This is a genomic window from Modestobacter sp. VKM Ac-2984 (assembly GCF_026967985.1).
In the GTDB taxonomy this organism is placed as follows: domain Bacteria; phylum Actinomycetota; class Actinomycetes; order Mycobacteriales; family Geodermatophilaceae; genus Modestobacter.
Genome location: NZ_JAPVBJ010000008.1, coordinates 12,615 through 36,062, shown reverse-complemented (window position 1 = coordinate 36,062; position 23,448 = coordinate 12,615). Strand labels below are relative to the sequence as shown.

Here is a 23,448-nt window from a genome sequence, read left to right as displayed (position 1 = left end):
CAACGCGCCGCGCTCAGATGACGTCGAAGTCCGCGGTGTCGTAGCGGGCCGTGGGGATGAACTCGGCCGGCTCGCCGTCGGTCCGCTCCAGGCTGGCCTGGCTGTGCGCACCGCAGCCGTAGTCGGCGGTGACGACGCGCCCGTCGGCCGGGGCGTAGGCGTTGCTGCACGCGCCGAGCGACAAGCGGAGCGAGCCGGCCAGCGGCAGGTAGAAACCGCAGGTCGCGCACGGACCGGGGGCGTGCCGGGCCATCGACGAGCGCGGCCCGAAGTCACCGTCGCGCCAGCGCTGCGCGGCCTCGATGCGCCCCTCGGGGGAGAGCACCCGCTCCCGGCCGATGCCCAGCTCCTCGGCGACGATGCGGCCGGCCGGGTCCTCGGCGGAGTCGTCGTCGGCCAGGTAGGCGGGCACCAGGCGGGCGTCGTCCTCGGTGGAGGGCAGCACGTCGCCCACTGACAGGTCCCCGGGCCGCAACCGCTCGTGCCACGGCACCCAGGCCGGTGCGAGCAGCGCCGAGTCGCCCGGGAGCAGCACGACCTCGTCGAGGGTGACCTCGTCCGCGCCGGGCACCGCGGCCAGCGTCACGGCCCAGTGCCACCCCGCGTAGCCGGGCAGGGTGGCGGCGAAGGAGTGCGTGCCGACGACGCCGAGCGCCGGGTCGGCCTGCTCTGCCAGCGCCTCCGGGGTCGCCCCCAGGTGCTCACCGACCGCCGCCGGGTCACCGGCCACCTCGATCGCGGCAGCCCGGGCCTGCTCGACCGCAGCGGCCAGCACCTCGTCGGGAGAGCGGCCAGGGGACGCGGCGGTGAGAGCTGAGTCGGACACGTCCCCCATTGTCGCCGATGACGGCAAGGCCGCCCCGGCCAGGGAGGTCCGTCCGCCCCGCCGGGCGCACAGGCGGCTGCGGCACCATGGACGCCGTGCCCGACTCCCCCGCCCCGCGCGCCCGACGGCGGCTGCGGTCGCCACGACGCGGCCGGGGACACCGGGTCGAGACCGCACCGCCGGGTCATCCGCACCGTCGATCAGGAGGCAACGACGTGAACGGCGCAGGACGGGCAGCGGGGACGGCACTGCTGAGCGGGGTGCTGCTGCTCGCCGGGTGCGGGGACTCCGGCGGAGCCGCTGCCGGCGCCGGCGGGACCGTCCCCTCGATCACCGTGCAGGCCGGAGGGGACGAGATCACCGTCGACCCGACCCAGTACTGCCTGGACGGTGAGGGCCAGCGCTACCGGACCGACCCCACGTACGTGGAGGTCGCGCCGGACACCGAGATCGTGCTGCAGGTGCCCGACGTGGTGGCCGACGCCGGCTGGAGCGTCCAGGTGTTCGACCAGCAGCTCGAGGAGCGGATCGGCGAGATCGACGTGCCGGCGGGCACCACCGTGTTCGACGAGATCAACACCTCCGACGTCGTGCCCCCGACCTACTACCTGGTGGTCGTGGAGGACTCCGACCCCGACGCCTGCTCGGGGCTGTCCGGCGCCTGGCCGGTGGGGTTCATCCGCGCCGACGGCGTCGCCGGGACGACCACCGGCTGACGGCCCCGCTGCAGGGCCCCGCCGCGAGCCTGCGAGTGGCGGGGCCCTGCAGCGGGGCCCTTTCTCAGACGTCGAGGTCGGTGGCGACGGCGCGGAGCACCGCGGCGACCTTGCGAGCCGTCGGCTTGTCGGGGTGCCGCCCGTGCCGCATGCCCTCCGAGACGTCGTCCAGCAGCTTGATCAGGTCCTCGAGGATCGGCACCAGGTCGTCGGGCTTCTTGCGGGTGCCGGCGACCGCGGACGGCAGCGGGTCGAGCACCTGGACCTGCAGGGCCTGGTCCCCCCGGCGGCCCTGGACGATGCCGAACTCCACGCGCTGACCGGGCTTGAGCTCGGTGGTGCCGGCGGGGAGCGCGTCCTTGTGCACGAACACGTCGGGCCCGCCGTCGTGTGCGAGGAAGCCGAAGCCCTTCTCCGGGTTGAACCACTTCACCTTGCCGCTGGGCACGTCGATCCCTCAGTCAGTCGTTCCGGGTCCCGGCCGTCGCGACCGGTGGCGTCGGCAGCCGCGATGGGCCGCTCGTCCCCCAGGTTAGTCGCGCCCGGCCACCCCGCAGCCAGCGCTTTCCGCGCCGGGAGGGGCCCTCCTCAGGCGAAGCGGTGCGCGGCTTCCGCCTGCAGGCCCAGCTCCTCGATCGACACCTCGCGCATCTCGATCTTGCGCACCTTGCCGGTCACCGTCATCGGGAACGCGTCGACGACCTTCACGTACCGGGGCACCTTGTAGTGGGCCAGCTTGCCGGCGCAGAAGGCCCGGAGCGCCTCCGCGGTGAGCTGCTCGGCACCGTCGCGCAGCCGCAGCCAGACCATCAACTCCTCGCCGAACCGGGCGTCCGGGACGCCGATGACCTGCGCCTCGACGACGTCGGGGTGGGTGAAGAGGAACTCCTCGATCTCGCGCGGGTACACGTTCTCCCCGCCGCGGATCACCATGTCCTTGATCCGGCCGACGATGTTGAGGTAGCCGGCGTCGTCCATCACGGCGAGATCGCCGGTGTGCATCCACCGGGCGGCGTCCAGCACCTCGGCGGTCTTCTCCGGCTCCCCCCAGTAGCCCAGCATCACCGAGTAGCCGCGGGTGCAGAACTCGCCGGTCTCCCCCCGCGGGACGGTCAGCCCGGTCCGGGGGTCGACCACCTTGACCTCCAGGTGCGGGTGCACCCGCCCGACGGTCGACGTCCGCCGCTCGAGGTCGTCCTCGGCGCCGGTCTGCGTGGACACCGGCGAGGTCTCGGTCATGCCGTAACAGATGGTCACCTCGGCCATCCCCATCTCGTCGACCACCCGTTTCATCACCTCGACCGGGCACGGCGAGCCGGCCATGATCCCGGTGCGCAGGCTGGACAGGTCGTAGGAGGCGAAGTCCGGCAGCGCCAGCTCGGCGATGAACATGGTGGGGACGCCGTAGAGCGAGGTGCACCGCTCCTCCTGCACCGCGCGCAGGGTCGCCGCGGGGTCGAACCCGGGCGCCGGGATGACCATCGTCGCCCCGTGCGAGGTGCAGCCGAGGTTGCCCATCCCCATGCCGAAGCAGTGGTAGTAGGGCACCGGGATGCAGACCCGGTCGGCCTCGGTGTAGCCGCAGCCCTCGCCGACGAAGAACGCGTTGTTGAGCAGGTTGTGGTGGGTGAGCGTGGCGCCCTTGGGGAAGCCCGTCGTCCCGGAGGTGTACTGGATGTTGATCGGGTCGTCGGGTGAGAGCTGCGCGGCCCGCTCGACGAGCCGGGCGCGGTCGCCCGCCCGGCCGGTGTCCAGCAGCTGCTGCCACTGCGGGTCACCGAGGAAGACGACCTCGCGCAGCGCGGGGCAGTCCGCGCGGACCTCCGCGACCATCGCGCGGTAGTCGCTGCCCTTGAACTCCGGCGCGGCCACCAGCACCGAGATGCCCGACTGGCGCAGCACGTAGGACAGCTCGTGGGTGCGGTAGGCGGGGTTGATGGTGACCAGGACGGCGCCGAGCTTCGCCGTCCCGTACTGCACGACGACCCACTCGGCGCAGTTCGGCGCCCAGATGCCGACCCGGTCGCCCTTGGCCACGCCGAGGGCGTCCAGCCCGAGCGCGCAGGCGTCGACGTCGGCGACCAGCTCGGGATAGGTCCAGCGACGACCCGTGGCGCACTCCACGAGCGCCTCGTGGTCGCCCACCCGCGCTGCCGTCCGGTCGAGGTCGTCCCCGATCGTGTCGCCCAGCAGGGGCACCGTGGAGGTGCCGCTGCTGTAGGACGGCAGCGCGGGAGCCGTCACCGGCCCTCGCCCGCCATCAGGCCGGCCCGGTTGGGCTTGTCCACCGGGTGGGCGTAGCGCAGCCGCTCCGGCGGGAGCGGGAAGGCGTGGTCCTCACCGAACGGGGAGAGACCGCCGGCCATCTCGCTGACCAGCTCGGTCACCGGCGGACCGTCGCCGCTCAACTGCCCCCAGGTCGGCTCGACGAGGTGAGCGTGCTTCGCCTTGCGCTTGGACATGACGCCTCCAGTTGCTCTGCCGGGCCAGGGAGTGCTGCCCGGGTGTCTCGTCCGCCATCTTCCCGTGTCCCACCCGGCTCACGCACGCCACGGGGTCACCGTGTCGCTGGGAGGGGTCACCGCCCGTCGGTCCGCCGGGCGCCGTAGACCGTGCCGGCACCGTCGGCGGTGAGCAGCCACTCCCGCGGGGAGACCTCGGCGTAGCGCACCTCGGCGCCGTCCAGGCGCTGCACGGCACGGGTGCGCCAGACGGCCGTGGACACCAGCTGCAGCCGCAGCGGCTCGTCGACCAGCTCGTCGTACCCGGCCGGCTCGACCTGCAGCAGCGCCGGGCCGGCGATCCGCAACCGCCCGTGCCGCCACGGCTCGCGGGCCAGGGCGGCGGTCCACCGGCGGGCACGCAGCCAGGCGCCCAGCCCGATGACGGCCACGACGACCCCGCCCACGACGAGCAGCACGGCCATCAGCCCGGCGAACGGCGGCCGAGCACCGCCGTCGGCGGTGATCCGGACGACGGCGGCCCCCAGCAGCCACCCCAGGACGACGGCGACCACGCCACCGACCAGCCAGCGCAGTGCGCCGGCCCGGAGCGCGGCCAGGTCGGTCCGGGTCTGCGGGTCGTCGAGGGCGGGCACCCCGGGATGGTGACAGAGCCCGGCCGCCCGAGCAGGCACGCCGGCCCGCGACGTAGCGTGGAGCGGATGCCCCCGGACCAGCCCGCCACGCTCGCCGCCTGGCTGCGCACCCGCACCGACGAGCAGCTGGGCGCCCTCCTGGTGGCCCGGCCCGACGTCGCGCGCCCGGCGCCCTCCGACGTGGTGGGGCTGGCGACCCGGCTCGCGGTGCCCGTCTCGGTCGACCGCGCGCTCGACGAGCTGGACGCGGCGACCCTGCAGGTGCTGGACGCGGTGCTGCTCTCCGCCACCGACGGCGTCCCGCGCACCGAGCTGGCCGGACAGCTGCCCGACGTGCCGGCCGAGGTGGTCGACGCCGCGGTCGAGACGCTGACCACCCGGGCGCTGCTCTGGGGCGACGCCGACCTGCACGCCCCCGAGCCGGTGCGCCGGGCGGTCCGCTACCCCGCCGGGCTCGGCCGCCGGGCCACCGACCTGCGGGTGCCCCTCCCCCGCGACCTGCCCGGCACACTGGCCGACCTGGCCCCCGACGAGCGCACGGTGCTCGATCGGCTGGCCGGCGACCGCCCGGTCGGCCACCTCCCCGACACCACCGCCGGGTCGCTGAGCCCGGCCCGCCGGTTGCTGCAGGCCGGGCTGCTGGCCCGGATCGACGCGGTGAACGTGGAGCTGCCCCGGGAGATCGGCCTGGCGCTGCGCGGCGACCGCCCCCTCGGCCCGCCGCGGCTGCGGCCGGAGCCGGAGGTCAGCGAGCGCGACCCGGCGATCGCCGACCGGCAGGCCGCCGGTGCCGTGCTCGAGGTGCTCAGCCGGGTGAACGACGTGCTCACCGCGCTGGAGGAGGAGCCGGCCGGGCTGCTGCGCAGCGGCGGGCTGGGCGTGCGGGACCAGAAGCGGCTGGCCAAGGAGCTGCGCATCGGCGAGGCCGACCTCGGCTTCCTGGTCGAGGTCGCGCACGCCGCCGGCCTGCTGGACGTCGGTGGCGCGCAGCGCGACGAGTGGCTGCCGACCCGCGGGTACGACGCGTGGCGGGAGCAGGACCTCGCCGACCGGTGGGCGCTGCTGGCCGCCGGCTGGCTGACCAGCGTCCGGCTGATCTCGCTGGTGGGCCAGCGCGACGTGGGCGGCAAGGCGGTCAACGTGCTCTCCCCCGACGTCGTCCGGCAGACCGCGCCCACGCTGCGGCGCTCGGCGCTGGGCGTGCTGGCCGAGTTCCCGCCCGGGCAGGGCCTGACCGCGCCGGAACTGGTCGCGCTGCTGCGCTGGCGCACCCCGCGGCGGGCCGACCGGCTGGCCCCGGTGCCCGACCTGCTCGCCGAGGCCGAGCGCCTGGGGGTGCTGGTCGGCGGGGTGCTGAGCAGCGGCGGGCGCGGCCTGCTGACCGGCGGGGAGGACGCCGCCGCGGACGCGATGCGCGGGCTGCTGCCCGCCCCGGTCGACCACGTGCTCGCCCAGCCCGACCTGTCGCTGATCGCCCCCGGGCCGCTGGTGGCCGACCTGGCCGGCACCCTCGCCGTCGTCGCCGACGTCGAGTCCTCGGGCGGGGCCACGGTGTACCGCGTCTCCGACGGCAGCATCCGGCGGGCGCTGGACGTCGGCTGGTCGGCCGGCGAGCTGCAGGACTTCTTCACCCGGGCCTCTCGCACGCCGGTGCCGCAGGCGCTGGAGTTCCTGATCGACGACGTGGCCCGCCAGCACGGCCGGCTGCGGGTGGGTGCGATCGAGTGCTACGTCCGTTCCGACGACCACGGCCTGGTCTCCCAGGTGCTCAGCGACCGGCGGACCGCGGGTGCGGAGCTGCGCCGGCTGGCCCCGGGCGTGCTGGTCAGCGGGCTCGGCGCCGACGAGGTGCTCACCGTGCTGCGGACGGCGGGGTACGCGCCGGCCGGGGAGTCGTCCGGTGGCGCGGTGCTGACCCGGCCGAAGGCGCCACCGCGGGCGGCCGGTCGCCGTCCCGGCGCGGCCGCGGCGATCGCCCCCCGCCCGCTCGCACCCGACGACGTCGCGGCGACCGTGCGGGAGATCCGGGCCGGGGACAGCGCCCTCGCCGCCCGCCGCACGGAGCCGGTGCGCCAGGTGCCCGGGGTGACGACCGCCAGCACGCTGGAGCTGCTGAGCCGGGCGGTGCGCGACGGCGTGCCGGTCTGGCTCGGCTACGTCGACGCCCAGGGCAGCGGCAGCCAGCGGATGGTCCAGCCGGTCTCACTGGCCGGTGGATTCCTGCAGGGGTTCGACGAGGGGCGCGGGGAGAGCCGCACCTTCGCCGTGCACCGGATCACCTCGGTCGCCCTGGCCGACGCCGAGGACGCCGCCGCGCCGTCCTGATCTCTGTTCCCTTGATCGGGTGAGTCCGGGATGATCAAGCATCCGCCCGGCGTTGCGCGGATCGGTTGGCGTGTGCAACCAGCTGCCGGGCAGCAGATCCCGGACCTCCGCTGGTTGCCGCCAGGGTTGAGGAGCGTGGAGATGACGAGGCAGCGAACGGTGGCCGATCGGCTGGCGGCGGCACTGGGAGCGGTGCTGGGGACGGCGGAGCCGCCCCTGCGCCTGCGCGGGTGGGACGGCTCCCTGGCCGGGCCGCCCGGTGCGCCGGTGCTGGCGATCCGCTCCCGGCGGGCGCTGCGCCGGCTGGTCTGGTCGCCCGGCCAGCTGGGCCTGGCCCGTAGCTACGTCGCCGGGGACATCGACATCGAGGGCGACGTCTTCGCCACCTTCGCCGCCCTGCGCTCGGCCGGCCGGCTGGCCGAGACCGGTCCGATGGCCCCGCCCACCTGGCGCGAGCGGCTCGGGCTGCTCGGCACCGCGCTGCAGCTGGGGGCCATCGGACCCGAGCCGGCCCCGCCGGCCGAGGAGATCGACCTGGGTCGGGCCGGCCGGCGGCACTCCCGGTCCCGCGACGCCGCGGCGGTCTCCCACCACTACGACGTGGGCAACGACTTCTACTCCCTCGTCCTGGGCCCCTCGATGGTCTACTCCTGCGCCGTCTGGGAGACCCCGGAGACCGGCCTGGACGCCGCCCAGGAGGCCAAGCTCGACCTGGTCTGCCGCAAGCTCGGGCTGACCCCGGGGTCGCGACTGCTGGACGTCGGATGCGGTTGGGGTTCGATGGCCATCCACGCCGCGCAGCGGTACGGCGCCGACGTCGTGGGGATCACCCTGTCGGAGGAGCAGGCCCGGATGGCCCGCAAGCGGGTCGCCGAGGCCGGCCTGACCGACCGGATCGACATCCGGGTGCAGGACTACCGGGCCGTGGACGACGAGCCGTTCGACGCGATCAGCTCGATCGGCATGGCCGAGCACGTGGGCCGGGCGCAGATGCCCGAGTACGCCGCCCAGCTGCGCGCCCTGCTGCGCCCCGGCGGCCGGCTGCTCAACCACGCGATCAACTGGAACGACGGCACCGCCACCACGGACCCGGACAGCTTCATCTCCCGGTACGTCTTCCCCGACGGCGAGCTGCTGGGACTGGGCGAGACGGTCGGGCTGCTGGAGTCCGCCGACCTCGAGGTGCTCGACGTCGAGGCGCTGCGCCAGCACTACGCACTCACCCTGCGCGCCTGGGTGCAGCTGCTGGAGCAGAACTGGCACGCCGCCGTCGCCGCCTCCAGCGAGGGCCGAGCGCGGGTGTGGCGGCTCTACATGGCCGCCTGCGCGCTCGCCTTCGAGGCCGGCGACATGGGCGTCAACCAGGTGCTGCTGCAGAAGACCGGCGGGGAGCAGCCGCCCCTGCGCCGCACCGCCTGGACCTGACCCGCGCGGATCGCACGCTCTCCGAACGCTCTGCACGCGTTGCAGCACGTGCGGAGCGTCCGGAGAGCGTGCAGTGCGGCGCACTCCCCGGCCCGGAAGGTCGTGCCGGCCCTCGGCGTTACCGTGGACAGTCCGGCGCGGTCGTCTGCGCCGGAGCCCCCGAACAGAGGATGCGCACGCGTGAGTGACGGCCCCCTGATCGTCCAGTCGGACAAGACCCTGCTGCTCGAGGTCGACCACCCGTCGTCCAAGGAGTGCCGGGCGGCGATCGCCCCTTTCGCCGAGCTGGAGCGCTCCCCCGAGCACGTGCACACCTACCGGGTCACCCCGCTGGCGCTGTGGAACGCCCGCGCCGCCGGCCACGACGCCGAGCAGGTCGTCGACGCGCTCGTCCGGTACTCGCGCTACCCGGTGCCGCACGCCCTGCTGGTCGACATCGCCGACACGATGGACCGCTACGGCCGGCTCACCCTGGCCAACCACCCGGTGCACGGGCTCACCCTCACCAGCACCGACCGGGCCGTGCTGGAGGAGGTCGTCCGCAGCAAGCGGGTGGCCCCGATGCTCGGGGCCCGCATCGACGCCGACTCCGTCGTCGTGCACCCCTCCGAGCGCGGCCGGCTCAAGCAGGCGCTGCTGAAGATCGGCTGGCCGGCCGAGGACCTCGCCGGCTACGTCGACGGGCAGGCCCACCCGATCGAGCTCGACCAGTCCGACTGGCACCTGCGCGACTACCAGCAGCAGGCCGTGGACGGCTTCTGGGCCGGTGGCTCGGGCGTCGTCGTGCTGCCCTGTGGTGCCGGGAAGACGCTGGTCGGCGCCGCGGCGATGGCCGAGGCCAAGGCGACCACGCTGATCCTGGTCACCAACACCGTCTCCGGGCGGCAGTGGAAGCGCGAGCTGATCGCGCGCACCACGCTGACCGAGGAGGAGATCGGCGAGTACTCCGGGGAGCGCAAGGAGATCCGGCCGGTCACCATCGCGACCTACCAGGTGATCACCACCCGCCGGAAGGGCGAGTACCGGCACCTGGACCTCTTCGACGCCCAGGACTGGGGTCTCATCGTCTACGACGAGGTGCACCTGCTCCCCGCGCCGATCTTCCGGCTCACCGCCGACCTGCAGTCCCGCCGCCGGCTGGGCCTGACCGCGACGCTGGTGCGGGAGGACGGGCGCGAGGACGACGTCTTCTCCCTGATCGGGCCCAAGCGCTACGACGCCCCGTGGCGGGACATCGAGGCGCAGGGGCACATCGCGCCGGCCGAGTGCGTCGAGGTGCGGGTCAGCCTGGACGACGAGGAGCGGATGACCTACGCCGTCGCCGAGCCCGAGGAGCGCTACCGAATCGCGGCGACCGCGCAGTCGAAGCTGCCGGTGATCCGCCGGGTGCTGGAGCGCCATCCCGACGAGCCGTCCCTGGTGATCGGCGCCTACCTGGACCAGCTCGAGGAGCTGGGCGCTGCCCTGGACGCCCCGGTGATCCAGGGGTCGACGACGAACAAGGAGCGGGAACGGCTGTTCCAGGCCTTCCGCACCGGCGAGATCCGCACCCTCGTCGTCTCCAAGGTCGCGAACTTCTCCATCGACCTCCCCGAGGCCGCGGTCGCGGTGCAGGTGTCGGGCACGTTCGGCTCCCGGCAGGAGGAGGCCCAGCGGCTCGGCCGGGTGCTGCGCCCGAAGGCCGACGGCCGCCAGGCGCACTTCTACACCGTGGTCAGCCGGGACACCCTGGACAGCGAGTACGCCGCCCACCGGCAGCGCTTCCTGGCCGAGCAGGGCTACGCGTACACGATCGTGGACGCCGCCGACCTGGCCGGCCCGGGCGAGGTCAACGGCCCCGACTGGGTCGACGAGCCCGCCGACTGAGCAAGGACCCGCTCGCTCCCCAGCGAGGGGGCCGCATCGAGGAACGCCCCGTTGCCGGGACCCCGTCCGGGGACCCAGCGACGGGGCGTTCCTCGTTCGCCGCGAGGCCTCAGCAGCCGCGCAGGACGGTGCCCAGCCGGGCCATGCCCTCGGCGATCCGCTCCGGCTTGTGCGTGGTGAACGACAGCCGCAGCGTCGCCCGGTCCGGGATGCCGGCGTAGAAGGAGGCCCCCGGCACGAACGCGACGTCGGCGGCGAGCGCCCGCGGCAGCAGCTCGGCGGTGTCCACGCCGCGGGGCAGCCGGACCCAGACGAACATGCCGCCGTCCGGCTCGGTCCAGGTGCTGCCGGCCGGCAGGGCCGCCGGCAGCGCGTCGACCATCGCGTCCCGCCGCCGCCGGTAGGCCGTCCGCAGCCGGGCGAGGTGGGTCTCGACGTCGGCCGTGCCGAACCACACCGCCGCGGCCGCCTGGTCGATCGTCGAGGTGTGCAGGTCGGCCGCCTGCTTGGCGACGGTCAGCGCCGGCAGCAGCCGGGACGGCGCGCGCAGCCAGCCCAGCCGCAGCCCGGGAGCGGCGATCTTGGAGAAGCTGCCGACGTGGACGACGTGGCCGTCGGCGCCCGGCTGGGCGGCCAGCGGCGCGACGTCGGCACCCCGGTAGCGCAGCTCTCCGTAGGGGTCGTCCTCGACCAGCCAGACCCCGTGCCGCTCGGTGAGCGCCACGACCTCGGCGCGCCGGTCGGCGGGCATGGTCCGGCCGGTCGGGTTGGCGAACGTCGGGACCAGGTAGACCAGCGCCGGCCGTTCCCGCCGGATCGCCTCCTCCAGCGCGTCGGGGTCCATGCCGTCCCCGTCGGTGGCCACCGGGACGACGCGGGCGCCGGCCAGCTGGAAACACTGCAGCGCGGCCAGGTACGTCGGGTCCTCGACCAGCACGACCGCCCCCGGGTCGACCAGCGCGGTCGCCAGCAGGGTGAGGGCCTGCTGCGAGCCCGAGGTGACCAGCAGGTCGTCGACGGAGCTGAACATCCCGCGCGCGCTCAGCCGGCCGGCCACCCGGGCCCGCAGCTGGCGGTCGCCCTCGGTCGGGGCGTACTGCAGCGCGCGGCGGGCGTGCGGGCTCCACAGCACGGCGTCGTAGGCGGCGCGGACGCCGTCCAGGTCGAACAGCTCGGGGGCGGGCAGCCCACCGGCGAAGGAGATGACCTGCGGCCGGTCGAGCAGGGCCAGCAGCTCACGGACCGGGGAACTGGCGACCCCGGCGAGCCGCTGGGCGAGCGCAGGGACGGGCGGGGCGAGGACGGCAGCAGACACGAGGGCTCCAGGAGGCACGGCGCAGTGAGGGGAAGTGGCGCTGGGGGGCGGGGGGTGTCCCGCCCGGATCCGCGCCGAGGGGCCTCCTGGTCAAGGGGCCACCCCCACCTTACGACGCGCCGGGCGCCTCCGTCAGCGTCAGGGACATGAGCAACTCGTCACGCCGGTCCTCCGGGGTGACCGCCAGGGCGCCGGGCCAGCGACCGATCACCTGCCAGCCGAACCGGGCGTAGAAGGCCTCGTACCCGGTCCCGCCCCGCACCTCCAGCCGCAGCCGCAGCCGGTCCAGGCCGAGGTCCTCCCGGGCGGCGCGGCCGAGCTCGGTCATCAGCGCCCGCCCCGCACCGCTGCCCCGAGCGGACAGCGCGGTCATCACCCGGGTCACCCGGCCCCAGTGGGCGCGCACCGGGTCGGCGTTGGTGGTGAGCAGCAGCCAGCCGGCCAGTTCGCCGTCCCGGCGGGCGACCAGCAGCCGGCCGGCGCCGAGGCCGGCCACGGTGTCGTCCACGGCCGCGCGGACGACGTCGTCGGTGACCGGCAGCTGTTGGGCGAACCCGACCGCTCCCCCGGCGTTGGCGACGTCCCGCCAGCACGCCGTCAGCTCGGCACGCAGCTGCTCCGACACCGCCTCAGGGCAGGGCAGCCAGGACAGGGACAGGTCGGTCCGATCACGCACCGGCGGAGTCTCCCAGCGACCGCCGGGACGGTGGGGAGCGGCGGGACCGGTGGGGCGTGACGGGCCGGTCCCGCCCGAGCATGACGAGCGCCACAGTCAGCCGGGCGATCCGACGAACGTCCAGCTCAGCGGCCTGGCAGCGGTTCCCCATACGCCCTGCCGCACGGGGCGCGCCGGAGGTACCCGGTTGGGCGTGTTGCTCCCCCGCCGACCAGAATGGGCCCCGACATGGCGACTGCGACACAGGCGGCGGCCCGGGCCCCGCAGACGAACAGCCGACCGCTCCGGGCCTGGCAGCAGGCGGCCCTCGGCAAGTACGAGGAGGAGTCCCCGAAGGACTTCCTGGTCACCGCGACGCCGGGTGCCGGGAAGACCACGTTCGCCCTGACCCTGGCCGCCCGGCTGCTCGCCAAGCGCGAGGTCGCCCGGGTGATCGTGGTCTGCCCGACCGACCACCTGCGCATGCAGTGGGCCGACGCCGCCGACGCGATGGGCATCGTGCTCGACCCGAACCTGACCAACGCCGTCGGCCCGGTGCGCGCCGGCACGCAGGGCTACGTGACCACCTACGCCCAGGTCGCCGGCAAGCCGATGCTGCACGCAGCGCGTGCGACCACGGTCAAGACGCTGGTCATCCTGGACGAGGTGCACCACGCCGGCGACGGCCTGTCCTGGGGTGAGGCGGTCGAGGAGGCCTACGGCCGGGCGGCCCGCCGGCTGTGCCTGACCGGGACGCCGTTCCGCACCAAGGCCGACGAGCGCATCCCCTTCGTGAAGTACGTGGAGGACGGGTTCGAGGGCCAGGGCGGCCTGATGTCGACGGCCGACTTCACCTACGGCTACAAGGAGGCGCTGGCCGACAGCGTCGTCCGTCCCGTCGTCTTCGCGGCCTACACGGGCACGTCCCGCTGGCGGAACTCCGCCGGCGAGGTCGTCGCCGCGTCGCTGAGCGAGGCCGGCACCCGCTCGGTGGAGATGCAGGCGTGGCGCACCGCGCTGGACCCCAAGGGCCAGTGGGTGCCGCACGTGATCGCCGCGATGGACGACCGGATCACCCACCTCCGCGAGGAGGGCGGCATGCCCGACGCCGCCGGGCTGGTGCTGGCCAGCGACCAGGACGACGCCCGTGAGTACGCCAAGATCGTCCGCCGGGTGACCGGCAAGGCGCCGGAGCTGATCCTCTCCGACGACCCCAAGGCGTCGAAGAAGATCGAGAAGTTCAACAAGGGCGGCGCCCGGATCGCGGTCTGCGTGCGGATGGTCTCCGAGGGCGTCGACGTGCCGCGCGCCGCCGTCCTGGCCTGGATGACCTCCTACCGGACGCCGCTGTTCTTCGCCCAGGCCGTCGGCCGCGTCGTGCGTGCCCGGGCGCCGCACGAGTCGGCGACCGTCTTCCTCCCTGCCGTGCGCCCGCTGCTGTCGCTGGCCGCGTCGATGGAGGAGCAGCGCAACCACGTCATGCCGCCGCCGAAGAGCCAGCCCGACGAGGAGCTGGAGGCGCTCGACCTGCCGCCGCGGGAGCCGCGCGAGGGCGAGATGAAGCAGTGGGAGGCGCTGGAGGCCGACGCCCGGTTCGCGCACCTGCTGTCCAGCGGGACGGCGCACACCGGCGAGGGCTCCCCTGCGGTGGTGCCGCTGGAGGCCGACGCGGAGGACTTCCTGGGCATCCCCGGGCTGCTCACCCCGGCGCAGACCGCCGAGCTGCTGGCCAAGCGGGACGACGAGCTGCGGATCCGGATCGCCGCCTCGCACGCACGGGGGGACGACGACTTCATGGTCGTCGAGGACCACCCCGAGGAGGAGGAGGCCGGCCGCTCCTGGCGCGACGCCACGGAGCTCCGCCGGGAGATCAACCGGCTGGTCAACCGCGTCGCCGCGAAGACGTCCCAGCCGCAGGCCGTGGTGCACACCCAGCTGCGCCAGTCGGTGCCCGGGCCGCCCTCGGCCTCGGCGTCGGTCGACGTCCTCCGCGCCCGCCGCGAGCGCCTCCGCACCATGCTCTGACGGGCGCTCCCCCGCTCGACTGAGCAGTTGTGGTCGCTCGGCCCGGCGTGTCGCCCCGTGTCGACGACCACGACTGCGCACTCAACCGGCCGGCACCCCGACCGACGCTCAGCGCAAGACCAGGGACGGATCCGGGTCTTCCCCGATGCCGCGGGGACGCCGCAGCGCGCAGGCTCAGGTCATGACCGAGACCGCGCGCACCGAGGCCATCCAGACCGAGACCCCGGGCACCGAGACCGTCCGCCCGCCGCTGCGGCGGAGCCGCACCGACCTCTGGCTCGGGGGCGTCTCCAGCGGGCTGGCCCGGCACACCGGGATCGACGTACTGCTGTGGCGGGTGGGCTTCGTCGCGCTCACGCTGGCCGGTGGCTCGGGGGTGGCGGTCTACCTCGTGCTCTGGCTGCTGATGCCGGCCGCACCCGCCGGTCCCGCCGACCGCACCAACCTGCTCGACGAGTGGGTCGAGCGGCTCCGCGCCCGGTTCACCCGGCCGAACGCGGACATCGCGCGTTGATCATCGGCGAACGGCTGGGTGACACGCCGCCGGGCGCAGCCGTTCGCCGATGATCAACTGTGGGAGGGGAGCAGGCCGCGGGCGGCGGCGAGGGCGACCGCCTCGGTGCGGCCGGAGGCGCCGAGCTTCGCCAGGATGTTGCTGACGTGCACGCTGGCGGTCTTCTCGCTGATGAACAGCTCCGCGCCGATCTGCCGGTTGGTGCGGCCCTGGGCGACGAGCGCCAGCACCTCCGTCTCGCGCGGGGTGAAGACGGTGGTCGCCGCCGTCGGCACCCCGGGGAGCTCCAGCCGCCCCCGGCGGGCCAAGGCCTCGATCGCCGTCCGCAACGGCCCCGCCGCCAGCTGCACGGCCACCTCGTGCGCGGCCACCAGCTCGGCCGCCGCGGCAGGTCGCTCGTCGCCGGCGAGCAGCGCCTCGGCCAGCCGGAACCGGCAGCGGGCCTGCTCGTACACGTGCCCGTAGCCGAACTCCTCGACCGCCTGCCGCCAGAGCTCCACCGCGGCCTCGCCGCGCACCCGGGCCAGTTCGGCCGCCAGCCGCGTGCCCCAGGCGCGCGCCTCGATCCCGGTCGGGTACTGCACCGCGGCCGCCGACCGGCCGGTCTCGGCCAGCTCCGCGGCCTCCGCCACCCAGCGGGCCACGGCCGCCTCGTCCCCGGTCCGGCGGGCCGAGGTGGCCGCGTCGGCGACCGCCGCCAGCGCAGTGGCCACCAGCCGCACCGAGGCGAGCCGCTCCTCCCCCCACAGCTCCCGCAGCCGGCGATCGGCCCAGCGGGCGCGCTCCCCCGCCGTCGCCGCGTCCCCGGCCTGGCCGGCCAGCTCGATCTCCGCCGCCACCGTGGCCAGCATCAGCAGCACGTGGTTGTCCCAGCGGGCGGCCGGCCCCTGCGCCCAGCCCAGCCGCTCCCCGGCCCGCGGGTCACCCCGCCCGACCAGCACCAGCAGCCCGTCGGCGCGCACGTGGGCGGCCATGTCGGGCACCCGGGCCAGCGCGTCGGCCGCGGCCAGGCTGCCGTCCCAGTCACCGAGGACGTAGCGGGCCAGCACCTGCAGGTGCCGCAGCTCGGCGCCGTAGAACGACCACTCGACGCCCAGCGCACGGGCTCGGGCCAGCCCGGCGGTGGCGAGCTGCAGCGCCTCCCTCACCTCCCCGGCGTCGTGCGCGGTGATCGCCTGGCTGAACCACACCCGCATCTCGACGTCGGCGTCGCCGGACCGCTGCGCGCGTGCCCGGGCCTCCGCGAACCGGGCCCGCACCGCGGCCCGGTCCCCGGTGCCCGACCCCCGGGCCAGCGACACGGCGGTGTCGGCCCACGCGCTGTCCAGGCCGAGGGCGTCGGCCGCGGCCAGCGCCTCCTCCGCGGCCGTGTCCGCCTCGGCCACCAGCCCCAGGCTGTAGCTGGTGCGGGCATGGGTCGCCGCCGCCCAGGTGCGCACCACCGAGGGCGGCTGGGCCGGCACCAGCTGCATCGCCACGCTGCTCTCCCGGTGGGCCTCGGCCGCCTCCTCGATCCGGCCGAGCACCTGGGCGAGGGTGTAGTGCACCCGGGCCCGCGCCTCGGGGTCGCCGTCGGCGCCCAGCAGCTCCTGGGCCGAGCGCAGCAGCGCCACGGCACGGTGCAGGTCCCCGACCGCGCGGGCCGCCGCCGCGGTGTCCAGCAGCACCGCCCACTGCGGACGACCGGCCCGCTCGGCCGCCTCGGGCACCGCCGTCCACAGGGCGAGCACCGCCTCCAGGTGCTGCAGCTGCTCGGCCGGGGCGCCCACCCGGCGGGCGGCGTCCGCCGCCTCCAGGGACGCGGCCAGCGCACCGGGCAGGTCGTTGCTCTCCCGCAGGTGGTGGGCCCGTTCGGCGGCCGTGCCCGCATCCGGCTGGGTGGCCAGGTGCGTGGCGACGGCGGCGTGCAGCCGCACCCGCTCCCCGGGCAACAGATCGGCCAGCACCGCCTCCCGCAGCAGGGCGTGCCGGAACCGGTAGCGGCCGTCGTCGGAGACCACCAGCAGGTGGTGGTGCACCGCCTCGGTCAGCGCCTGCTCCGTCTCCTCCGGGCTCTTCCAGGAGACGGCGGCGACCAGCTCGTGCCGCACCTGGCGACCGGCGACGGCGGCCACCCGCAGCACCTGCTGAGCGGCCGGGCTCACCTGCTCGACGCGGGCCAGCAGGACGTCGGACAGCCCACCCGGGAGGACCTCCCCGGCCCGCCCCGCGGCGACCAGCTCCTCGGCGTAGAAGGCGTTGCCCTCGGCTCGGGCGACGACGTCCTCGACGGTCGCCGCGGAGGTCCGCCCGGAGTCGGCGGCCAGCCGGCGGACCAGCTGCTCCACGTCGGCGTCCGGCAGCGGGTCGAGCTGCAGCCGCTCGACCCCGGGGAGCCGGACCAGCTCGGCGAGCAGCGGACGCAGCGGGTGCCGGCGGTGCAGGTCGTCGGCGCGGTAGGAGGCGACGACGGTGACCGGTTCGCCGACCTGACGGTCGACCAGCCGGGCCAGCAGGTAGCGCAACAGGTCCCGGCTGGACCGGTCGGCCCAGTGCAGGTCCTCCAGCACGACGAGAAGGGGCTGCTGGGTGGCCAGCTCGCCGAGCAGGGCGGCCACCGATTCGAACAGCTGGAGGCGGCCGTCGTCCTCCGGCGGGCGGAGCACCGACCGCGGCAGAGAGCGGCCCAGCTCCGCAGCGGCGCTGTCGGGCACCAGGGCACCCGGCCCACCGGTGAGCGGGCCGGCCAGCACCGGGTGCCGGGCCAGCACCGGCGCCAGCTCCGGGTCGGCGACGACCGGCCGCAGCAGGTCGACGAAGGGCAGGTACGGCAGGCCGACGTCGCCGAGGTCGACGCAGTGCCCGGTGAGCACGCGTGCGCCGCGCACGGTGGCCTGGCGGCTCAGCTCGTCCAGCAGCCGGGTCTTGCCGACCCCGGCATCACCGGCCACCAGGACGGCGGACGGACGCCCCTCGACCGCCTGGTCGACGTGCGTCATCAGCCGGGCCAGTTCGGTGGCCCGGCCGATGAGCGGGGGGTCCTCCCAGCGCGGCACGGCGCCGATGGTGGCAGAGCCCACCGACAGCGGCGCCGGGCCGGTCAGCGGGGCCGCCGCCGGCTGCCGAACCAGGAGCCGCGGCGGCTCCCGTCCCGCCGGGACGCCGCCCGGACCAGCTCCTGCCGGTAGGCGATCTCTGCTTCCAGCGCCGGGTTCGGATAGTGCATCGCCATGACCGTCTCCTCGTGTCGTCCTGGTCGAACGAGGAGAACGGTCGTCCTGAGGGGGTGCCCGGCACATCGGGCGACCACGCAGTCCTGGGCCGGCCCGTGACCGGCCGGCGTCTGAGGGGCCTCAGCCGGTGTCCCCGGGCCAGCGGTCAGCCCACGGTGTACGTGGCTTCCGCCTCGACGACGTCGCCCGGCTCCTCGACCTCGTCGTCGGTGGCGTCCACCGGTGCGGGCACCGGCTCGTCGACGGCCGGGTCGAACTCCCCGTCGGCGTCGGTGTCCGCGTAGAGGGTGGCGGTCAGCTCGGTGTCCTCGGTCAGCGCCGGGTCCAGCTCCACCGCGACGTCCGGGGTGGTGCCCACCTGCAGCCGCGTGGCGCCCAGCACCTCACCCTCGGCACTGATGACGACGAACCCGCCACCGGGCGCGTTCACCGTCGAGACGACCACGTCGTCCCCGGCGCCGGCCTGGTCCTGGAACTCCAGGCCGGCCATGGTGCCGCTGCCCGACTCCCCGCCCGGCGCCATCGTCGTCGCCCCCGAGGTGGCCGGCGACGACGGCGGCGCGTCGCCGGCCGGCGCACCCTCGCCGCCCGAACAGGCGGACAGGACGAGGACGGCGGGGACGGCCCACAGGGCTCGGCGGGACATGGTCATGCCCGGCGTCGTGCCCCGCTCCGCGAGGGACGACACGCGGCGTACGGCAGTTCACGGCACGCCGTGCTCGGCTCGGTTCCCTCCTGGCCGCAGCCGTTCAGCACGAGGGGAACAAAGCAGCGCTGCGCGTGGTCTCATGCAGAACACATGCCCACGGTGCGCGTACACGGACCGTGGGCACATCACCAGGACACCGTGCACCGGCGCACGGGCCGACGAGGACCGGACCACCGCGTGGTCCGGCCCGTGCCCGAGAGGAGCCCCCGTGCCTGACGACGGGACGACGAACGACCTGACCCCGACTGTGTTCGTGCTCTACGGCGCGACCGGCGACCTGGCCCGCCGGATGGTGCTGCCGGCCTTCTTCGAGCTCGCCCAGCACGGGCTGCTGCCCGACGACTGGCGGCTGATCGGCAGCGGCCGCGGCGAGCGCTCCGACGAGGAGTTCGTCGAGCACGTCCGCGGCAGCCTGGAGGAGTTCGGGCCGGACCCGGACCAGGGCCCGTGGGAGGAGTTCTGCGGCCGGCTGCGGTTCGCCGGCGGCGGCTTCACCGCCGACGACCCCGGGGAGCTGGTCGACGCGGTGGCCGACGCCCGCAAGGAGCTCGGCGAGGACGCCCAGCTGGTGCACTACCTCTCCCTGCCGCCCAAGGCGTTCACCGACTACACCCACGCCCTGGGCGCGCACGGGCTGGCCGAGGGCGCCCGCGTCGTCTACGAGAAGCCCTTCGGTGACTCCCCCGAGGCCTTCCGTGAGCTGGACGCCGTCGTCCACTCGGTGCTCGACGAGGAGCAGGTCTTCCGGATCGACCACTTCCTGGGCAAGGAGGGCACCCAGGACCTGCACGTGGCGCGGTTCGCCAACACGCTGTTCGAGCACATCTGGAGCCGCGAGCACGTGGCCCAGGTGCAGATCGACGTCCCCGAGGACCTCGACGTGGCCGACCGCGCCGACTTCTACGACGCCACCGGCGCGACCCTGGACATGCTGGTCACCCACCTCTTCCAGGTCGCCGCCGAGGTCGCGATGGAGCCGCCGGTCAGCTTCTCCGCCGACGACATCCTCTCCGCGCGCGAGTCGGTGCTGAAGCACTTCCGCCCGCTCGCGCCGGAGGACGTGGTCCTCGGGCAGTTCGAGGGCTACCGGGAGCTGGACGGCGTGCCCGACGACAGCCAGACCGACACGTTCGTGGCGGCCCGGCTGTTCATCGACTCCGGCCGGTGGCGCGGCGTGCCGTTCCTGCTGCGCACAGGCAAGCGACTGTCCGACAAGCAGCAGCGGGTGAGCCTGGTGCTGCACCGCCCGAAGGGCCCAGTGCACGACGTGCCGCCGAACGGCAACGTCATCTCGCTGTCCCTGGCCGGTGCCGGTTCCCTCGACGTGGACATCATGGCCAAGCGCCCCGGCCCGGACCTGGCGATGGCCCCGGCGCGGGTGTCGCTGGACCTGTCGAAGGTGCCCGGGGGCCGGCCGCTGGCGCCCTACGTCTCCCTGATCCACGACGTCCTGGTCGGCGACCGGTCGCTGTTCACCACCAGCGAGGGCCTGGCCCAGACCTGGCGGGCGCTGCAGCCGGTGCTGGACCACCGCCCCGAGGTGCACTCTTACGCCCCGGGTTCCTGGGGGCCGGTGGCGGCCAATGCGCTGGCCGGCGAGCACGGCTGGCTGCTGGGCAAGACCGAGTAGAAGGTCGAAGGACCCCGTCCTCCTCGCCCCTCGCACGCTCGGGGCGAGCCTCGGGACGGGGCCTGACCCCCACCGCTCGCAGGCTCGCGGCGGGCCCCTGCACGGGGGCCTGAGCGCAGAACGGCCCCTCTCCTACGGAGAGGGGCCGTTCTGCGTTGAGGTCCGGACCGGACGCTGGTCGCCTCGCGGCGGTTTGCACATCCGCGGCTCCAGCCCCCGACCGAGGTCGGAGCGGTATTCCACGGCGGCAGTTATCTAGTGGAGCCCGGGGACACAGGTCGCCCGGCCCGGACGTCCTCCACCGTACCCGTGCCGTCCGGCCAGACACACGTGGCGAGGACCTCAGTCCGAGCGACTGGCCGGGGCACCCCGACGGCGTGCCAGACTCCGGCGCATGAGCGGCGTGGACTTCGACGCGTGGACGGCGCTGGTCGACGACTCCCCCACCTCGCGCACCGAGTGGGCCGCCGTCGTCGGCGCCTGGTCCGAGCCGCACCGCAGTTACCACGACCTCGCGCACCTGGCGGCGGTGCTCGGCATCGTCGACGAGCTGGCGGGGCACGCCGTCGACCCGGTCGCCGTCCGGCTGGCCGCCTGGTACCACGACGTCGCCTACGAGCCGCAGCGCAGCGACAACGAGGAGGTCAGCGCCGCGCGGGCGCGGATCGGACTGCTGGGGCTGGTGGACGAGGCCAGGGTCACCGAGGTCGAGCGGCTGGTGCTGCTGACCGCCGGGCACGACCCCGAGCCGGACGACGCCAACGGCGCGGTGCTCTGCGACGCCGACCTCGCGGTGCTGGCCAGCCCGCCGGCGGCCTACGCCAGCTACGCGTCCGCGGTGCGCGCCGAGTACGGCCACCTCTCCGACGCCGACTTCACCGCCGGACGGATCGCCGTGCTGGAGCAGCTGCTCGCGCTGCCGGAGCTGTTCCGGGTGCCGGTGGCGGCCGAACGGTGGACCGCCCCGGCCCGGGCGAACCTCACCGCCGAGCTCACCCTGCTGCGCGCGCGTTCTTCCTGATCCGCAGGCCGGCGGCGAGCAGCCGCTGCAGCAGCTCACGGGAGCCGACCGGTTCGGCGCCCGCGGCGACGGCCTCGGCGTACAGCTCCTCGGGGACGTCGTAGTGGTCGCCCTGGAACGCCCGGCGCGGGATGCCCAGGTGCTCGGCCACGAAGGCGTGCAGCTCGTCGTAGCCGGTGTCGCTGACCAGGTGCGACCACCGCCGGCCCCGCCACGGCCAGACGGGGGTGTCGATCAGCAGTGCCACTCCGACAGTGTGCCCCGGCTACGGTCAGGGCGTGACTGAGGAGATCCGCTGGGGAGTCGTCGGGCCGGGCCGCATCGCCGAGCAGGTGGTGAAGGACTTCGCCCACGTCGAGGGCGCGCGGGCGGTCGCCGTCGCCTCCCGCTCGCTGGAGCGCGCGCAGGCCTTCGCCGGCCGGCACGGCATCGACCGGGCGCACGGGTCCTACGCCGAGGTCCTGGCCGACCCGGACGTCGACGTCCTCTACATCGCCACCCCGCACCCGCAGCACCACGCCGTCTCCCTCGGCGCCATCAAGGCCGGCAAGGCCCTGCTGGTGGAGAAGTCGTTCACCGCCACCGTCGCCGGGGCCACCGAGGTGGTGGACGCGGCACGCGGGTCCGGCGTCTTCGCGATGGAGGCGATGTGGACGCGGTTCCAGCCGGCCGTCGTCCGGGCGTGCGAGCTGATCGCGGACGGGGCGATCGGCGAGGTCCGCTCCGTGCAGGCCGACCTGGGCGTGTCCCGTGCCTTCGACCCCACCGACCGGCTGTTCGCCAAGGAGCTCGGGGGCGGCGCGCTGCTGGACCTCGGCGTCTACGTCGTCTCCTTCGCCCAGATGCTGCTCGGCGACCCGGACACCGTGACCGCCACCGGCTCGCTGTTCGAGACCGGCGTGGACGCCGAGGCCTCGCTGCTGCTCGGGTACGCCGACGGCCGGTCGGCGACGCTGATGACCTCGCTGCGCAACGCCCTCCCCGGGCAGGCGCGGGTCTTCGGGACGGCGGGCTGGATCGACGTCCTCCCCCGCTTCCACCACCCGCAGACGATCGTGCTGCACCGGGCCGGTGCGGAGGCCGAGGAGATCACCCTCCCCCAGCTCGGCGGCGGCTACTCCCACGAGCTGATCGAGGTCACGGAGTGCCTGCGGGCCGGGCGGACCGAGAGCGCGGTGATGCCGCTGGCCGACACCCTCGCCGTGCAGTCGGTGCTCGAGCAGGCCGCTGGTCAGCTGGGCGTGACGTTCGTCGAGGACCCTGCCGCCCTCTGATGGGCCGGCGTCCTGGGTGGCGGCTTCGGCGGCCAGGCCGCGCCGCTGGCCTGGGCCGCCGTGGGCACCCGCGTGTGCGTGCCGCCGGCGGCCCGGACGGCGTCGGCGAAGGTGACCGCGTCACGGGTGGCGGCGCCGCCGGGGTCGTTGTTGAAGTACGTCAGGACGTCGTCGTCGGCATAGGTGTCCTGGACCCGCTCGGCCCACAGCTGCAACGTCTCCGGGCGGTAGTCCCAGCCGTCGGCGCCGGTGTGCAGCCGCAGGTAGCCCCACTCGGCGGTCCGCCACAGCGGGGCGATCGGCTGCTCGGCGCGGTCGGCCCAGCACAGCGCCGCCTGGTACCGCTCGAGCAGGCCGCGCACCTCGTCGGTCCACCAGCTCTCGTGCCGCGGCTCCACCGCGACCCGGGTGCCCGCCGGGAACTGGCCGAGGCACTCGCTGAGCAGCTCGACGTCGGCCTGCAGCGTGGGGGGCAGCTGCAGCAGGACGACGTCCAGCCGGTCGCCCAGGCCGGCCACGCGGTCCATCAGCCGGGCGACGGGCTCGGCCGGCTCCCGCAGCCGCTTCAGGTGGGTGAGGAACCGGGATGCCTTCACCGACCACCGGTGGTCCGGCGGGGTGCGTTCCCGCCACCGCTCGAAGGTGGCCCGCTCGGGCAGCCGGTAGAAGGCGTTGTTGCTCTCCACGGTGGCGAAGTGCTCGGCGTGGTGTTCCAGCCAGAGCCGTTGCGGCAGCACTGGCGGGTAGAAGCGGCCGCGCCAGTCGCGGTACTGCCAGCCCGACGTCCCGATCACCACCGTCACCGCAGCCGCCTACCCTGCTCCGCCGCGGGCGACTC

Annotated in this window: 21 protein-coding genes; 9 read left to right on the top strand and 12 right to left on the bottom strand. The window is 75.0% G+C overall.

The genetic code is table 11. From position 1 onward, the window contains the following. Positions 1 to 13: 13 nt before the first annotated feature. Positions 14 to 835, bottom strand: coding sequence for a DUF3027 domain-containing protein (locus O2W16_RS16165; RefSeq protein WP_269159839.1), 822 nt, complete (start codon positions 833 to 835; stop codon positions 14 to 16). Between the two features lie 206 nt (positions 836 to 1,041). Here O2W16_RS16165 and O2W16_RS16160 point away from each other — a divergent pair, with 206 nt between their 5' ends. Next, entirely contained in the window at positions 1,042 to 1,542 is a 501-nt protein-coding gene (locus tag O2W16_RS16160; protein ID WP_269159838.1) for a DUF2771 family protein, read from the top strand. A 64-nt stretch (positions 1,543 to 1,606) separates the two neighbouring features. Here the strand turns inward: O2W16_RS16160 and O2W16_RS21715 are convergent, their stop codons facing one another. From O2W16_RS21715 to O2W16_RS16140, 4 genes are all read right to left on the bottom strand, one after another. Further along, a complete protein-coding gene (locus tag O2W16_RS21715; RefSeq protein ID WP_269159837.1) occupies positions 1,607 to 1,990 on the bottom strand; it encodes a cold-shock protein in 384 nt (127 codons plus the stop codon). A gap of 140 nt (positions 1,991 to 2,130) precedes the next feature. Beyond that, positions 2,131 to 3,786, bottom strand: a complete 1,656-nt coding sequence (locus O2W16_RS16150) for an AMP-binding protein (RefSeq protein WP_269159836.1) — start codon at positions 3,784 to 3,786, stop codon at positions 2,131 to 2,133. Beyond that, positions 3,783 to 4,004, bottom strand: coding sequence for a hypothetical protein (locus O2W16_RS16145; RefSeq protein ID WP_269159835.1), 222 nt, complete (start codon positions 4,002 to 4,004; stop codon positions 3,783 to 3,785). Before O2W16_RS16145 ends, O2W16_RS16150 begins: the two co-directional genes overlap by 4 nt. 116 nt (positions 4,005 to 4,120) lie before the next feature. Then, complete coding sequence (locus tag O2W16_RS16140) at positions 4,121 to 4,639, bottom strand: hypothetical protein (RefSeq protein ID WP_269159834.1); 519 nt, start codon at positions 4,637 to 4,639, stop codon at positions 4,121 to 4,123. Positions 4,640 to 4,705: 66 nt separating this feature from the next. Between O2W16_RS16140 and O2W16_RS16135 the strand changes: the two genes are divergently transcribed. The 3 genes from O2W16_RS16135 to O2W16_RS16125 all read left to right on the top strand — a co-directional run bounded on the left by O2W16_RS16135 (position 4,706) and on the right by O2W16_RS16125 (position 10,255). Next, entirely contained in the window at positions 4,706 to 6,964 is a 2,259-nt protein-coding gene (locus O2W16_RS16135; protein WP_269159833.1) for a helicase C-terminal domain-containing protein, read from the top strand. A gap of 141 nt (positions 6,965 to 7,105) precedes the next feature. After that, complete coding sequence (locus O2W16_RS16130; protein WP_269159832.1) at positions 7,106 to 8,389, top strand: SAM-dependent methyltransferase; 1,284 nt, start codon at positions 7,106 to 7,108, stop codon at positions 8,387 to 8,389. Between the two features lie 180 nt (positions 8,390 to 8,569). Continuing rightward, complete coding sequence (locus O2W16_RS16125; protein WP_269159831.1) at positions 8,570 to 10,255, top strand: DNA repair helicase XPB; 1,686 nt, start codon at positions 8,570 to 8,572, stop codon at positions 10,253 to 10,255. Between the two features lie 109 nt (positions 10,256 to 10,364). Here O2W16_RS16125 and O2W16_RS16120 read toward each other — a convergent pair whose 3' ends face one another. Both O2W16_RS16120 and O2W16_RS16115 read right to left on the bottom strand, forming a co-directional pair. After that, a complete protein-coding gene (locus O2W16_RS16120) occupies positions 10,365 to 11,570 on the bottom strand; it encodes an aminotransferase-like domain-containing protein (protein WP_269159830.1) in 1,206 nt (401 codons plus the stop codon). A 109-nt stretch (positions 11,571 to 11,679) separates the two neighbouring features. After that, entirely contained in the window at positions 11,680 to 12,246 is a 567-nt protein-coding gene (locus O2W16_RS16115) for a GNAT family N-acetyltransferase (protein ID WP_269159829.1), read from the bottom strand. Positions 12,247 to 12,474: 228 nt separating this feature from the next. On the opposite strand from O2W16_RS16115, the gene O2W16_RS16110 reads away from it, so the two are divergent. Together O2W16_RS16110 and O2W16_RS16105 are read left to right on the top strand one after the other, a co-directional pair. Continuing rightward, positions 12,475 to 14,250 carry a DEAD/DEAH box helicase gene (locus tag O2W16_RS16110; protein WP_269159828.1) on the top strand — a complete coding sequence of 592 codons (1,776 nt, stop codon included), beginning with the start codon at positions 12,475 to 12,477 and terminating at the stop codon, positions 14,248 to 14,250. Between the two features lie 181 nt (positions 14,251 to 14,431). After that, positions 14,432 to 14,764, top strand: coding sequence for a PspC domain-containing protein (locus O2W16_RS16105; RefSeq protein WP_269159827.1), 333 nt, complete (start codon positions 14,432 to 14,434; stop codon positions 14,762 to 14,764). A gap of 53 nt (positions 14,765 to 14,817) precedes the next feature. Here O2W16_RS16105 and O2W16_RS16100 read toward each other — a convergent pair whose 3' ends face one another. The 3 genes from O2W16_RS16100 to O2W16_RS16090 all read right to left on the bottom strand — a co-directional run bounded on the left by O2W16_RS16100 (position 14,818) and on the right by O2W16_RS16090 (position 18,664). Continuing rightward, positions 14,818 to 17,799 (bottom strand): ATP-binding protein, encoded by a 2,982-nt coding sequence (locus O2W16_RS16100; RefSeq protein WP_269159826.1) that lies wholly within the window; start codon positions 17,797 to 17,799, stop codon positions 14,818 to 14,820. Positions 17,800 to 17,843: 44 nt separating this feature from the next. Further along, positions 17,844 to 17,975, bottom strand: coding sequence for a hypothetical protein (locus tag O2W16_RS16095; RefSeq protein WP_269159825.1), 132 nt, complete (start codon positions 17,973 to 17,975; stop codon positions 17,844 to 17,846). A gap of 146 nt (positions 17,976 to 18,121) precedes the next feature. After that, positions 18,122 to 18,664 carry a DUF7282 domain-containing protein gene (locus O2W16_RS16090; RefSeq protein WP_269159824.1) on the bottom strand — a complete coding sequence of 181 codons (543 nt, stop codon included), beginning with the start codon at positions 18,662 to 18,664 and terminating at the stop codon, positions 18,122 to 18,124. Positions 18,665 to 18,893: 229 nt separating this feature from the next. Between O2W16_RS16090 and O2W16_RS16085 the strand changes: the two genes are divergently transcribed. Then, positions 18,894 to 20,315, top strand: a complete 1,422-nt coding sequence (locus O2W16_RS16085; RefSeq protein ID WP_269159823.1) for a glucose-6-phosphate dehydrogenase — start codon at positions 18,894 to 18,896, stop codon at positions 20,313 to 20,315. A 394-nt stretch (positions 20,316 to 20,709) separates the two neighbouring features. Continuing rightward, entirely contained in the window at positions 20,710 to 21,336 is a 627-nt protein-coding gene (locus O2W16_RS16080; RefSeq protein WP_269159822.1) for an HD domain-containing protein, read from the top strand. Here O2W16_RS16080 and O2W16_RS16075 read toward each other — a convergent pair. Beyond that, positions 21,308 to 21,583: a DUF4031 domain-containing protein gene (locus O2W16_RS16075; protein WP_269159821.1), complete on the bottom strand. Its 276-nt coding sequence runs from the start codon at positions 21,581 to 21,583 to the stop codon at positions 21,308 to 21,310. The two genes, O2W16_RS16080 and O2W16_RS16075, sit on opposite strands and share 29 nt — an antisense overlap. 31 nt (positions 21,584 to 21,614) lie before the next feature. On the opposite strand from O2W16_RS16075, the gene O2W16_RS16070 reads away from it, so the two are divergent. Continuing rightward, a complete protein-coding gene (locus O2W16_RS16070) occupies positions 21,615 to 22,610 on the top strand; it encodes a Gfo/Idh/MocA family protein (RefSeq protein ID WP_269159820.1) in 996 nt (331 codons plus the stop codon). Here O2W16_RS16070 and O2W16_RS16065 read toward each other — a convergent pair. Further along, a complete protein-coding gene (locus O2W16_RS16065) occupies positions 22,568 to 23,413 on the bottom strand; it encodes a DUF72 domain-containing protein (protein WP_269159819.1) in 846 nt (281 codons plus the stop codon). The two genes, O2W16_RS16070 and O2W16_RS16065, sit on opposite strands and share 43 nt — an antisense overlap. Positions 23,414 to 23,448: the final 35 nt, after the last annotated feature.